The organism is Thermasporomyces composti, assembly GCF_003386795.1.
GTDB classification, from domain to species: domain Bacteria; phylum Actinomycetota; class Actinomycetes; order Propionibacteriales; family Actinopolymorphaceae; genus Thermasporomyces; species Thermasporomyces composti.
Genome location: NZ_QTUC01000001.1, coordinates 1,282,615 through 1,295,368, shown reverse-complemented (window position 1 = coordinate 1,295,368; position 12,754 = coordinate 1,282,615). Strand labels below are relative to the sequence as shown.

The window sequence follows — 12,754 nt, the reverse complement described above, 5'->3', positions numbered from 1 at the left end:
CGTGAGCGGGACTCGCGGTCGCGTGCCTCCGCCACTCGGTCGCGCCAGCGTTCCTTAGCCACGAGATGGCGTTCTGAGCACGTAATCGCCACTGTGCTCGAATCCCTCGTCACCGCGGAGGCCTGAGCAGGACCTGCCGGACGAGACGGTCGAGCCGTGCCGCAATCACGGGCGGCTCGTCGTTCGGGCGCGCACCCGAGTGGTAGAGGAGACGTCGAGCAGTGCGCTGAGCTGGCGAAGCGCGTCCGGCTTCACGCGGTACCACACCCAGGTGCCGCGCCGCTCGGCGTCGACGAGGCCGGCCTCTCGCAGCACCTTGAGGTGGTGGGAGATGGTCGGCCCGGACAGGTCGAAGGCCGCGGTCAGATCGCAGACGCACACTTCCGGCACTGACGCGATCATCGACATCAGTCGTAGCCGGACTGGGTCGCCGAGGGCCTTGAACATCGGGGCGATGAGCGCCGCTTGTTCCGCCTCGAGTGGGCGGGCTGCGAGCGGAGGGCAGCAGGCCACCGCGTTGAGGTCCACCATCGGCAACCATTGTTTCGACATGCCTCTATCTTGACAAACTTCAAAGCAGGGTGCCATGCTGCGAGGCATTGATTCGATGAACTTCTAGACAGCGGTGTCGTGATCGTCCGACGACCGCCGAGCTCGTGAGGGGAACGTCATGTCTCGTGTCCAGCTCGCCCTGCGCGTGTCCGACCTCGATCGGTCCGTCGCCTTCTACACGACGTTGTTCGGAGTGGAGCCGGCCAAGCGTCGTCCCCGCTACGCCAACTTCGCCGTTGAGAACCCGCCCTTGAAGCTGGTGCTTCTCGAGGGTGAGCCTGACCAGCCCACCGTCATGGACCACCTGGGCGTGGAGGTGTTCAGCACCGACGACGTCGACGCCGCGACCAAGCGTCTTTCCGACGCTGGCCTGGTCGCGGTGGAGGAGAAGGACACGGAGTGCTGCTACGCCCTCCAGGACAAGGTCTGGGTACGCGGACCCGGTGGTGAACCGTGGGAGTTCTACACCGTGAAGGCCGACTCTGACCGGCTGGAGAAGACCGCTGCTTGCTGCGCCTCGGCTACCGCTCAGACCTCGGCCACCCAACAGGCGCCGGCGTGTGCGTCAGGGTGCTGACACCGAGGTCGCGGTGGAAAGGATTCGCCGCAGCGCGTCAGCGGCCAGAACGCCGCTGACTGGTGGTCGGCCGCCGACCACGAGAGAAGGGACTGAGACGACTCCCATGCGCTGGGCGAGACGCTCGTCGGCTCGCACGTCCACGGCGAAGGTGTCCCCGTTCAGCATGGCGCGGATGTCGTCGCGGTCCAGTCCGCTCGCGGCACCGATGCGTTCGAGGACGGCATGGTCGGCGATGTTGAGGCCGTCGGTGTGGTAGCCCCGCATCACGGCCTCGAGGACATGGTCGACGCGGCCACGCGCGGCGGCGAGCTTGACCAGCCGGTGAGCGTCGAAGGAGTTGACCGGTCGGGCGAGGTGGAGGTTGAGCCGCAGCCCTTCAGCTGCGCCGACGCCGCGAATGTGAGCGATTCTCGCGGTGGCGTCCGGGCCCCACCACGACTCCGCGGCCATCTGCTCTGCCGCGGTCGTGCCGGGTACCCGGCCGAGATCCGGCCCGAGCTCGAACGCTCGCCAAACGACGAGCGGGCGTCTGTCGTCCGGCATGGCGGCGAGCGCGGTCCGCACGCGACGGTGGCCGATGTAGCACCAGGGGCAGATGACGTCGAAGTAGACGTCGACGCGGCCGTTGGCTGCTGGGACGGGTTGGGTCATGGTCGGGTGGGGTCGGTCAGGGCCTGGACCTGGCGCACGGGATGGAAGCGACTGAGGTTGGCGTCGAGCAGGCCAGGGACCGTCGCGAGCGCGGCCTCGACGTCGGCCATGACGGCCTGGTGGTCGCCAGAGGCTTCGAAGCTCGCGAGGTCGGCCTCGCTCGTCCAGCGCACGATGCTGAGCACGCGGCGGCCGTCTGGGCTGGCGAGGAATTGGGTCGAGTGGTAGCCGGGGAACCTGGGCAGCCAGCGCTCGTGGACGACAGCGAGCGCGTCGATGAGTGCTCGCTGGGCGTCGTCGCCCTCGACCCGGTGCTCCAGGACGGTCCACAACCCGGCATGGGTCACGAGATCTCCATAGTTCGCATGTGAACAATTCTCATGTGAACGATAGGTGCCGATAGTTCACGTGTCAACAGTTGGTCTGTAGGCTCAGGACGTGGTGACCACGCGGGCGACCCGGGCGCAGTTGGCGGCGTGGCGCGCGCTGTACCGCGCCGACACGCTGTTGTTCGCCCACCTCAACCACCAGCTGCGCGCCAAGCTCGGCATCACGTACTTCGAGCGCGAGGTCCTGGCGGCTCTCGATCGGGCCGGTGGACGTCTTCGCATGGCGCCCCTGGCGGACGAGTTGATGATCTCGCGCAGCGGCACCACTCGTCTGGTCGCCAAGCTGGAGAAGGACTCCCTCGTCGCCCGCACCAGCAGTCCCACGGACCGGCGGGCCACCTGGGCGGAGCTCACTCCCGCGGGTCGGGAGAAACTCGCCGCCGCACAACCCGTCGTCGACGCGGTGGTCTCCACCTTCTTCGCCGACCATCTCGACACCGAAGAGCTGCGAACGATCGCCAAGGCGCTCGATCGACTCGCGGCCGCCAACCCCGCTCGGCTCACCGAGTTCGAGTGCGGTCTCTGATCGGTTCCGCAGGCCGCGCCCGCCGCGTCGGCGCCGTTGAGATAAGGCTCCTGCGGCGACGTGGCGCCGCCCGCTCCGTGACGGACGGCACCCCCAGGTCTCACAACGATGTGGCGATCTTCTCGATGTCGGCGGGCGTGCCGGCCATGATCGTCCGGACGTGCTCAGTCACGACCTCCACGGGCCAGTTCCACCACGCGGCGCGGAGCAGGCGCTCCACATCGGCGTCGTCGTAGCGCTGCCGGACGATGCGCGCCGGGTTTCCGGCGACGACGGCGTACGGCGGAACGTCGGAGGTGACGACCGATCCCGCGCCGATGATGGCGCCGTCCCCGATGCGAACACCGGGCATGACGAGGGCGCCGTACCCGAACCACACGTCATTGCCGACGATCGTGTCGCCCTTGCTGGGCAGGGACGTCACCACGTCGAGCGTCCGATCGGCCCACTCGCCGCCGAACATCGTGAACGGGAATGTGGAGACACCGACCGTGGGATGGGCCCCACCGGCCATGAGAAATCGGGTCCCGGTAGCGAGGGCGCAGTACTTCCCGATGCGGAGCCGCTCGGGCCCGTAGGCGTAGAGCACGTTGCGTTCGCAGAAGTTCGTCGCGCCGTCGGGATCGTCGTAGTAGGTGAAGTCGCCGACCTCGACGCGTGGGTCGGTGACGACGGACCGCAAGAACACCACCCGCCGCTGGCCCGGGACGGGATGGCGGGTCGTGGGGTCGGGGATCACGGGCATCGGTGACCGGGCCTCCTTGAGCGTCGTCCACGAGTACCGAACCCGTCGGACGGTGAGAGCTAATTGCGACTGGAGTCGCGTTAAGCTGAACGCTGCCAGACAGCCCTCTCCCGTGCAACCCGATTGCGCGCGAGCGCCGTGCCCTGTCCACGACCTCGCCGTCCGACCTACCCGGAGGAGCCGACGTGGCGACCGGTGCGCCTCGTTCGACGCGACCGGGTGGACGCACCGCCCGGGTGCGCGCGGCTGTCGTCGCGGCGACCTTCGAGGAGCTGGCCGAACACGGGTATGACCAGCTGACCGTCGAGGGCGTGGCGGCCCGGTCCGGGGTTCACAAGGCGACGATCTACCGTCGGTGGGGCGGAGTGGACGGGCTGGTCGCCGACGCGTTGCGGCACGCGGCCCGTGAACCGTGGCCCGTTCCCGACACCGGCTCACTCGACGGCGACCTCCGCGGCCTCGCGGCACTCGTCGTCGATACGTTCACCGACCCGCACGTCGGGGCCATGTCGATGGCCGCCATTCGGGCGGCCTCCCGGTCGCGGGTGGCCGCGGACGCGCTCGCGGAGTTCTTCGCCGCGCGACACGCCCAGGCCGCCGTCGTCGTGACTCGAGCGATCGATCGTGGCGAGCTTCCACCGCAGACCGAGGCCGACGAGGTGATCCGCGCGACCGTCGCCCCGCTGTACTACCGGCTCCTCCTCACCCGTGAACCCGTCGACCATGACGTTGCCGTCCGTGCCGCGCGGGCCGCCGCCCGCGCCGCCCGTGCCGGCGTCTTCGGTCCGCCTAGCGGCGACGACCGTCGCGGGAGCCGAGCGTCCGGTTCGTCCCGGGCAGTCCGTCCACCTGCCGAACGCCCGACGTAACCTCGTAGTGTTCCGACAGACCTCATAGTGTTGCGACAGCTGCACCTGAGGTCGGGCTCCGCGTGCGGTGGCCGGCGTCCCAGGTGCTCGTCGATCCCAACCGGACCGCCCGCTGAGAGGTGGACGTGCGCTTCCTTCACGACCGGGTTCCCGAGCAGGACCTCACCTACAGTGACGTGTTCCTCGTCCCCAACCGCTCCGCGGTGGCCTCCCGGCTCGACGTCGACCTCGCCACCAACGACGGCAGCGGGACCACGATCCCAGTCGTCGCGGCCAACATGACGGCGGTGTCCGGCCGCCGGATGGCCGAGACGATCGCCCGGTGCGGGGGAATGGCCGTCATCCCACAAGACATTCCGGTCGATGTCGTGGCTGAGGTCGTGTCCTGGGTCAAGTCACGCCACACCGTCTACGACACGCCGATCACGATGGCGCCGACCGGGACGGTCGGTGAAGCGCTCAACCTCCTGCCGAAGCGTGGCCACGGCGCCGTCATCGTCGTCGAAGACGGTCGGGCCGTGGGCGTGGTGACCGAGGCCGACTGTGAAGGCGTCGACCTCTACACACAGCTCAGCAGCGTCATGTCGACCGAGCTGCTGACGCTTCCCGCGGGGATCGCGGCCGAGGAGGCCTTCGACGCTCTCCACAGCGGCCGGCACCGGCTCGCGCCGGTCGTCGACGGCGACGGTCGGATCGTCGGCATCCTCACCCGCCAGCGGGCGCTGCGCGCTTCCCTCTACCGGCCGGCAGTCGACGCCCAGGGCAGGCTGCGCGTGGCCGCCGCGATCGGCATCAACGGGGACGTCGAGGCCAAGGCCAAGGCGTTGCTCGACGCCGGGATCGACGTGCTCGTCATCGACACCGCACACGGCCACCAGGAGCGCATGCTCGAGGTGCTCAGGCGAGTCCGCGCCCTGTCGCCTCCGGTCCCCGTGGTCGCCGGCAACGTCACCACCGCCGAGGGTGTGACGGACCTCGTGGAGGCGGGGGCCGACATCGTCAAGGTGGGCGTCGGTCCCGGTGCCATGTGCACCACCCGGATGCGCACCGCGGTGGGACGTCCGCAGTTCTCCGCCGTGTTGGAGTGCGCCACCCGGGCGCGCGAGCTCGGCAAGCACGTCTGGGCCGACGGCGGTGTCCGGTACCCGCGGGACGTCGCGTTGGCCCTGGCGGCGGGCGCGTCCAACGTGATGATCGGCTCGTGGTTCGCCGGCACGTACGAGTCGCCCGGCGATGTGCAGCGCGACAACCAGGGCCGGATGTACAAGGTGAGCTTCGGCATGGCGTCGGCCCGTGCGGTGCGCCTGCGGACGGCGTCCGACACGCCGTTCGAACGGGCCCGCAAAGGCCTGTTCGAAGAGGGCATCTCCAGCGCGCGAATGTACCTCGACCCCGAGCGTCCCAGCGTCGAGGACGTGATCGACACCATCGTCGCCGGGGTCCGTAGTGCGTGCACCTACGTCGGCGCGGCGAACCTCGAGGAGTTCCACGCCCGTGCGGTCGTCGGCGTCCAGACCCACGCCGGCTTCGCCGAGGGCATGCCGCTCGAGACCAGCTGGTGACGAGGGCCGGCTCCGCTGCGGTACGTCCGGCACGAGCGTTCTGACCGCCATGCCTGGTAGTGACGCAGTGACCGACCGTGCGCACCCGAACGTCACCGGCTTCCAGGACTAATGGCTCTGCGCGGCCGCACCCCCGCAATGGTGAAGTAAGGGACAAGGGAAACCTCTTCGGCGCTGGCTCGGGCAGCGGGGGGTACGAGGTAGTGTCCGACCTGGCGCGCCGAAGAGGTTTTCCTCGTTTCACCGGCAGGGTCCTGCCGTGGCAGGGTTGTCGACGTCGTCGACGAGCTCGCCCTGCCGCGGGCTCGCGCGGGAGAGGGGATGGCCATGTCCACCCTCGTCGTGGGAATCGGTGGCACGACCCGGCGCCCGTGGTCGATCGGTCCCCGAGTGGTCGAGCTCCTCGCAGCCGACTCAGTGGACGAACTCGACGACGTCTGTTTGCGAACCGAGACGACGGTTCCCGGTCGGCTGTGGGACAGCATCCCCCACCTCGACCGCCTCGTGGTCATCGAGGGGATCTCCCATGGTGGGCTGGCCGGGATGGTGCGCCAGACCGTGTTGGAGGTCGGCGCCGGGGGCGGTCCCGGCGCTCACGCCGGGATCGGGGTGCTCAGCCTCCTGGCGGCGTCCGGCCTGCCGCGGAGAGTCGTCATCTTCTCCGTCGAGGTCGGCCAGCCTGACCAGGACGAGGCGGTCGAGCATCCCGCTTCGCCGGTCGCGGACGCCGCGGTCGCGGCGGTGGCCCGGATGGTCCGCGCCGAACTGGGGCGCCGGGCCAGCGACAGGACGCGGGAGCGCCCGTGACCCGGCCGGCTGAGACCAGCAGGCCGGCACTCATCGGCGCCCCATCACGTCAAGGACGTCGCGCATGGACACCATCCCGACCACGGCGTCCTGGACGTGCACCGGGACGTGCCGAGCTCCGGAATCCCGCATGAGCCGTGCCACGTCCGCGATGGAGTCGGAAGGATCGGCCCACACCGTGTCCGCGCCGATTGCGTCCGCGGCCCACACCTCGTCGGGGTCCCCTTCGCTGGCCAGGGCGCGCACGATGTCCCGCTCGCACACGATGCCGAGCGGAGTGACCTCGTCGCTGAGGACGACCAGCGCGCCCACGTCGGCGTAGGCCATCGTGCGGGCGGCGTTGCGGAGACTGTCGTGGGCGTCGACGGTGATGAGCGGGGCTCCCATGATGCGCCGTACCGGATCGTCGGGCGTCGGCGCGCTGGGCCGGGGAGCCTGACGCTGCTCCGGTATGACGGTCCCGCTCGTCGACTCGGCCGGCTTGAGTACCCGAGTGTCCGGCCCGGGGAAGAGAAGCGACTCATGACCGTCGTCCCAACGGACGCGGTAGTGCTCGGCGTCGTATCCGGCCAAGACCTCCTCGACGGTGCCTTGACGCGGAGTCTTGCCGAGGGTTTCGGTCTGAACGATGATTCGGTCGCCGATCGAGGCGTGCATTCTCCGGCCCTCTTCCGCGCGATCGGTTGCCGTTCCTCCGCGGACGCTCACCACAGCGAGGCAAGCGCCATGTCGGCCGCCCTCCGCCTAGAACGGCCAGCGGCGAGGTATGTCGGACACCTCGCGCGCACCTGCCACCTTCGCCGTCGATGCGTGGACGACGTAGGGCCGAAGGTCCTCTGTGGAAAGGGTCGATCCGAGCGGCGACAGCCGTGACGAGACAGCGCTAGACCCAGGAGCGGAACCACATCCGCCGCAGCCAGTCCTCGTACGGAATCACCTGGTCGGTGAGGATGGGATACAGGTAGGCGAAGTTCACCAGCACGAGCAAGGTGAACCCGCCGACCGCCGCCGCGCCCCACACGCGTCGTCGCGGGGACGCGTCCTCAGGCCCGAGCAGCTTGCCGCAGACCAGGGTGACCGCGATGACTAGCCACGGCAGGATCATGACCGCGTAGAAGTAGAAGATGGGCCGGTCGGTGTAGAGGAACCACGGCAGCCAGGTGGCGGCGACGCCCACCACAGGAACGCCGAACCGCCAGTCCCGTGCGCCCAGCCACCAGACCAAGCTCGCCACCAGGGCGAGGACCGCGCCCCACCAGAGCACCGGCGTGCCGATGCCGAGGATCTCCTGGACGCAGCGGTCGGTGGGACACCCCTGGTCGGGACCGATGTTGTCGACCCAGTCGAACGACACCGGCCGGGCCACGATGAGCCAGCCCCACGGCGACGAGGCGTACTGGTGCTCGTCGGTCAGGGTGGTGTGGAAGTACATGATCTCGGCGTGGTAGTGCCACAGCGAGCGCAGCGCGTCGGGCACGAGGCTCGCGAGGCCGCTCGCGGGGTTGGACTCGGCCCAGTGACGTCCGTAGCCGTGGGGGGAGGCGAACCAACCGGCCCACGAGGCGATGTAGACGACCAGCGCGCTGCCCACGACGGTGACGAACGCGACCAGCGTGTCGAGGGCCAGCCGGATCCAGCTGGAGAGTCGGTCGAAAGCCACTCCGATCGCGCGGCGGGCACCGATGTCCCACGCCCAGGTGAGCAGGCCGAACGCGGCGAGCACCACCGCGGCGTTCCACTTCGTCGCGACCGCGACACCGAAGCACAGGCCAGCGACCAGCCGCCACGGCCGCCACAGCAGAGGTGGGCCCCAGCCGTCCGGCGGAACCTGGCCGTCCGGCTCCACCGCGTCGGCCAGTCGTCGCCGCGCCCAGTCTCGGTCGACGAGGAGGGCCGCGAAGGCGAAGAGTGTCCAGGCCATCGTCGGCAGGTCGAGCAGGGCGATGCGGCTCTCGACCAGGTGAAGACCGTCGATGGCCAGCAGGAACCCGGCCAAGCAGCCGAGGAGCGTGGATCGGGTCAGCCGACGGACCGCGCGCGCCATGACGAGCACGGACACCGTGCCGAGGAGGGCGACCGCGATGCGCCAGCCGAACGGGTTCATGCCGAACACCCACTCGCCGAGGGCGATCATCCACTTGCCGGCGGGCGGGTGGACCACGAACGCTGGACCGGCGAAGACGTCCAGGTCGCCGGCGAGGATGCGTTCGTTGGCCTTGTCGACGAACTGCTGCTCGACGCCGAAGCGCAGCAGGCCGAAGGCGTCCTTGGGATAGTAGGTCTCGTCGAAGACGAACCTCGCCGGCCGACCGAGGTCCCACAGCCGCACCAGGCCGGCGAAGAGGGCGACGAGCACGGGCCCGAGCCAGTCCCACGGCCGGTCCTCCGGCATGGGAGGGCACAGACGCTGGCGCAGGGACGGCAGCGGGCGGCCGTCGACGTCGCGGCCCGCCACGACCCACGCGTCCGGAGGGCCGGAGGACGACTCGCCTAGGTGATCGGAGGCCGTGGTCGTCATCCGGGCCATCGTACGGACCTCGGTCGGGCGATGCGGGCGCCACTCCGGGTGGGACGATGGGGCGGTGACGGCTGCTGTGCGACCTGTCCGCTCGCGACCGAGAGGAGGGCGGCGAGGTGCCGGCCGGTGACGGCGCCGGCGTCCTGGTCTTGGCCGCGACCCCGATCGGGACGCTCGACGACGCCTCGCCGAGGCTGCGGAGCACGCTCGCCGAGGCCGACATCATCGCCGCGGAGGACACCCGTCGGCTGTCCCGACTGCTGGCCGGGCTAGGTGTCACCGCGAAGGGACGGATCGTCTCGTACTTCGAGGGCAACGAGGCGCGTCGAACCCGCGAGCTCGTGGAGGCGCTGCGCTCCGGGCTCCAGGTCGTCGTGGTCACCGACGCCGGGATGCCGTCGGTCTCCGACCCGGGGTTTCGGCTGGTGACGGCTGCGATCGACGCGGGGATTCCGGTCACCGCCGTCCCGGGCCCGTCGGCGGTGCCCACGGCCTTGGCGGTCTCCGGCCTGCCGGTCGACCGGTTCTGCTTCGAGGGGTTCCTTCCCCGCAAGGCGGGTGAGCGGCGGACACGGCTGCGCGAGCTGGCGGAGGAGCGCCGCACGATGGTCTTCTTCGAGGCGCCGCACCGGCTGGCGGCGACCTTGGAGGCGATGGTCGAGGCCTTCGGCGCGGACCGCCCGGCTGCCGTCTGCCGCGAGCTCACCAAGATGCACGAGGAGGTGCGCCGCGGCTCGCTCGCCGACCTGCTCGACTGGGCTCGCCAGGGGGTGCGCGGCGAGGTGACCGTCGTGGTCGGAGGGGCACCGGCGACAGCGCCGGCCGCGGTCGACGAAGCGGAGCTCGCTCGCCTGGTCGCCGCCCGCGTGGCCGACGGCGCCACCCAGCGGGACGCGATCGCCGACGTGGCGCGCGAGACTGGTGTGCGGAGGCGCGAGGTCTACGCAGCGGTCGTCACCGCCCGCGAACGCGGTGACTCACCGCGAAACCCTGACCCGGTCGAGTGAGTGTGACAGGAGTCCCTAGGATCGCGCATATGGAGGATGCCGCCGCGAAGCAGCGCCCGAACGCCGGCGAAGGCAAGGCGTTCTATGTCACGACCCCGATCTACTACGTGAACGACGCGCCGCATATCGGGCATGCCTATACCACTGTCGCGGCCGACGTCCTGGCCCGGTGGCATCGGCAGCGCGGCGAGTCGGTGTGGTTCCTCACCGGCACCGATGAGCACGGCCAGAAGGTCATGCGCAGTGCCGAGGCCAAGGGCATGCGGCCCCGGGAGTGGGCCGACCGGCTGGTGGAGAGCGCCTGGAAGCCGGTGCTCGACACGATCGAGGCGAGTCCGGACGACTTCATCCGAACCACCGAGAGCCGGCACACCGAGCGGGTCCGGGAGTTCTGGCAGCATCTGTACGACGCCGGTCAGGTCTACCCGGGTACCTACGAGGGGCCCTACTGCGTCAGCTGCGAGGAGTTCAAGATCCCCTCGGAGCTGGTGGAGGGGGAGGACGGCGCGCGCCTGTGCCCGGTGCACGGTCGTCCGGTCGAGATGCTGTCGGAGACCAACTACTTCTTCCGGCTCTCGGAGTACACCGAGAAGCTGCTCGACCACTACGAGAAGCATCCGGAGTTCATCCAGCCGGAGAGCGCTCGCAACGAGGTCATCGCGTTCGTCAAGCAGGGGTTGCAGGACCTCTCGATCACCCGGTCGACGTTCGACTGGGGTATCCCCGTGCCGTGGGACGATGACCACGTCCTCTACGTCTGGATCGACGCTCTCCTCAACTACGTCACCGCGGCCGGGTATCGCACCGATCCGCTGCTGTTCAAGCGGCTGTGGCCGGCCGATGTCCACCTGGTCGGCAAGGACATCCTCCGCTTCCACGCGGTCATCTGGCCGGCGATGCTCATGGCGGCGGGCCTTCCGCTGCCGAAGACCGTCTTCGCCCACGGCTGGCTGCTCGTGGGCGGGGAGAAGATGAGCAAGACGAAGCTGACCGGCATCGCGCCCAGCCAGATCGTCGACACCTTCGGCGCCGACGCGCTGCGCTACTACTTCCTGCGGGCGATCCAGTTCGGCTCCGACGGCTCGTTCTCGTGGGAGCACCTGAGCGCCGTCTACTCCTCCGAGTTGGCCAACGGGTTGGGCAACCTCGCCGCGCGGGTGACCGCGATGGTGGGGCGCTACTTCGGCGGCGTGCTCCCGGCCGCCGCCAGCGTCGGACCGGCCGAGCAGGCGATCGCCGACAAGCTGGCCGAGACCGTGCGGGTGGCCGACGACGCGGTGGTGGGGCTTCGGTTCCACGAGGCGCTCGCGGCGATCGACGAGCTCGTCGACGCGGTCAACGGCTATCTCACCGAGCAGGAGCCGTGGAAGGTCGCCAAGGACGACTCCCCGCAGGCTCAGGAGCGCCTCGCCACCATCCTCTACACGGCCGCCGAGGCGCTGCGGGGCATCGCGGTGCTCCACCATCCGTTCATGCCGAAGGCCACCACCACGCTGTGGAAGCAGCTCGGCGCGGAGTCCGACCTCGGTCCGATCGAGGCTCAGCCGCTCACCAACGCGGGTCGGTGGGGCATCCTGCCGCCGGGGTCTGTGCTCACCAAGGGTGAGCCGTTGTTCCCGCGGATCGAGGAGTCCGAGACGTCGTGACGCAGGCGTCGAGCCGCCGCGGTGGGCGACCGGAGCCTCCGGAGCCGTTGCCGGTCCCGGTGGCCGACTCCCACTGTCACCTCGACATCGCGGAAGGGCCTGACGACTGGGCGGCCGTCGAGGCGGCCGTGGAGCGGGCAGCGGCGGTCGGGGTTCCGCGCGTCGTCCAGATCGGCTGCGACGTGCGCGGCGCTCGGTGGGCGTCGCACGCGGCGACCCGACACCCCGCCCTGCTGGCGGGGGTCGCGTTGCATCCCAACGAGGCCCCTCGCCTTGCGGCCGCTGGGCAGTTGGACGCCGCGCTCGCGGAGATCGAGGAGCTCGTCCGGTCGAATCCCCGGGTCCGTGCGGTCGGCGAAACCGGCCTGGATCACTTCCGGACCACCGAGGAGGGCTGGAAGGTCCAGGAGGAGGCGTTCCGCGCCCACATCGCGTTGGCCAAGCAGTACGACCGGACGCTGGTGATCCACGACCGCGACGCCCACGAGGACGTCCTGCGGGTGTTGGCCGAGGAGGGCGCACCTGACCGGGTGCTCATGCACTGCTTCTCGGGCGACCCAGCGATGGCGCGGGAGTGTGTCCGGCGTGGTTACTACCTGTCGTTCGCGGGCAACGTGACGTTCAAGAACGCCCAGAACTTGAGGGACGCGCTCGCCGTCGTCCCCCTCGAGCGGCTCCTGGTCGAGACGGACGCCCCGTACCTCACGCCGGTGCCGTACCGAGGTCGGCCGAACGCCAGCTACCTCATCCCCCTCACCGTGCGGTGTATGGCGCGGGTGAAGGACGTCGACGAGGAGACCCTGTGCGCGGCGATCGCGGCCGCGACCGAGGAGGTCTTCGGCAGCTGGGAAGCCGCCTGAGACGGGAGTCCTGGGACGAGGGGTCGCGGCGCCGGGGACCAG

The 12,754-nt window shown here is 70.0% G+C and carries 14 protein-coding genes; 8 read left to right on the top strand and 6 right to left on the bottom strand.

Annotated elements, in window-relative coordinates; genetic code table 11:
- Positions 1-165: 165 nt before the first annotated feature.
- Positions 166-552, bottom strand: coding sequence for an ArsR/SmtB family transcription factor (locus tag DFJ64_RS05665; protein WP_115849498.1), 387 nt, complete (start codon positions 550-552; stop codon positions 166-168).
- Positions 553-670: 118 nt separating this feature from the next.
- Here DFJ64_RS05665 and DFJ64_RS05660 point away from each other — a divergent pair, with 118 nt between their 5' ends.
- Positions 671-1,129, top strand: coding sequence for an ArsI/CadI family heavy metal resistance metalloenzyme (locus tag DFJ64_RS05660; protein WP_115849497.1), 459 nt, complete (start codon positions 671-673; stop codon positions 1,127-1,129).
- Here DFJ64_RS05660 and DFJ64_RS05655 read toward each other — a convergent pair.
- Together DFJ64_RS05655 and DFJ64_RS05650 are read right to left on the bottom strand one after the other, a co-directional pair.
- Entirely contained in the window at positions 1,118-1,783 is a 666-nt protein-coding gene (locus DFJ64_RS05655) for a DsbA family oxidoreductase (protein WP_115849496.1), read from the bottom strand. The genes DFJ64_RS05660 and DFJ64_RS05655 overlap by 12 nt on opposite strands.
- A complete protein-coding gene (locus tag DFJ64_RS05650; protein WP_170152509.1) occupies positions 1,780-2,130 on the bottom strand; it encodes an antibiotic biosynthesis monooxygenase family protein in 351 nt (116 codons plus the stop codon). Before DFJ64_RS05650 ends, DFJ64_RS05655 begins: the two co-directional genes overlap by 4 nt.
- Positions 2,131-2,221: 91 nt before the next feature.
- On the opposite strand from DFJ64_RS05650, the gene DFJ64_RS05645 reads away from it, so the two are divergent.
- A complete protein-coding gene (locus DFJ64_RS05645; RefSeq protein ID WP_115849494.1) occupies positions 2,222-2,698 on the top strand; it encodes a MarR family winged helix-turn-helix transcriptional regulator in 477 nt (158 codons plus the stop codon).
- A gap of 100 nt (positions 2,699-2,798) precedes the next feature.
- On the opposite strand, the gene DFJ64_RS20070 is transcribed toward DFJ64_RS05645, so the two are convergent.
- Positions 2,799-3,443: a CatB-related O-acetyltransferase gene (locus DFJ64_RS20070; protein WP_147304608.1), complete on the bottom strand. Its 645-nt coding sequence runs from the start codon at positions 3,441-3,443 to the stop codon at positions 2,799-2,801.
- Between the two features lie 185 nt (positions 3,444-3,628).
- Here DFJ64_RS20070 and DFJ64_RS05635 point away from each other — a divergent pair, with 185 nt between their 5' ends.
- The 3 genes from DFJ64_RS05635 (at position 3,629) to DFJ64_RS05625 (ending at position 6,681) form a co-directional block, all read left to right on the top strand.
- Positions 3,629-4,312, top strand: a complete 684-nt coding sequence (locus tag DFJ64_RS05635; RefSeq protein ID WP_115849493.1) for a TetR/AcrR family transcriptional regulator — start codon at positions 3,629-3,631, stop codon at positions 4,310-4,312.
- A gap of 125 nt (positions 4,313-4,437) precedes the next feature.
- Positions 4,438-5,874, top strand: coding sequence for a GuaB1 family IMP dehydrogenase-related protein (locus DFJ64_RS05630; RefSeq protein ID WP_115851846.1), 1,437 nt, complete (start codon positions 4,438-4,440; stop codon positions 5,872-5,874).
- A 321-nt stretch (positions 5,875-6,195) separates the two neighbouring features.
- Positions 6,196-6,681 (top strand): hypothetical protein, encoded by a 486-nt coding sequence (locus DFJ64_RS05625; protein WP_115849492.1) that lies wholly within the window; start codon positions 6,196-6,198, stop codon positions 6,679-6,681.
- Between the two features lie 30 nt (positions 6,682-6,711).
- On the opposite strand, the gene DFJ64_RS05620 is transcribed toward DFJ64_RS05625, so the two are convergent.
- Together DFJ64_RS05620 and DFJ64_RS05615 are read right to left on the bottom strand one after the other, a co-directional pair.
- Positions 6,712-7,338 carry a CBS domain-containing protein gene (locus DFJ64_RS05620; RefSeq protein WP_115849491.1) on the bottom strand — a complete coding sequence of 209 codons (627 nt, stop codon included), beginning with the start codon at positions 7,336-7,338 and terminating at the stop codon, positions 6,712-6,714.
- Positions 7,339-7,564: 226 nt separating this feature from the next.
- Positions 7,565-9,199 carry a dolichyl-phosphate-mannose--protein mannosyltransferase gene (locus DFJ64_RS05615; protein WP_211310503.1) on the bottom strand — a complete coding sequence of 545 codons (1,635 nt, stop codon included), beginning with the start codon at positions 9,197-9,199 and terminating at the stop codon, positions 7,565-7,567.
- Positions 9,200-9,315: 116 nt separating this feature from the next.
- Here DFJ64_RS05615 and rsmI point away from each other — a divergent pair, with 116 nt between their 5' ends.
- Genes rsmI through DFJ64_RS05600 form a run of 3 tightly spaced genes read left to right on the top strand, consistent with a single transcriptional unit; the run spans position 9,316 to position 12,712 of the window.
- The gene (gene rsmI / locus DFJ64_RS05610) at positions 9,316-10,206 is read left to right on the top strand and encodes a 16S rRNA (cytidine(1402)-2'-O)-methyltransferase (protein WP_211310502.1); all 891 of its coding nucleotides are present in this window, start codon (positions 9,316-9,318) and stop codon (positions 10,204-10,206) included.
- Positions 10,207-10,235: 29 nt separating this feature from the next.
- Entirely contained in the window at positions 10,236-11,852 is a 1,617-nt protein-coding gene (gene metG / locus DFJ64_RS05605; RefSeq protein WP_115849488.1) for a methionine--tRNA ligase, read from the top strand.
- Entirely contained in the window at positions 11,849-12,712 is an 864-nt protein-coding gene (locus tag DFJ64_RS05600) for a TatD family hydrolase (RefSeq protein ID WP_115849487.1), read from the top strand. The genes metG and DFJ64_RS05600 overlap by 4 nt, the downstream gene beginning before the upstream one ends.
- The last annotated feature ends 42 nt before the right edge of the window (positions 12,713-12,754 follow it).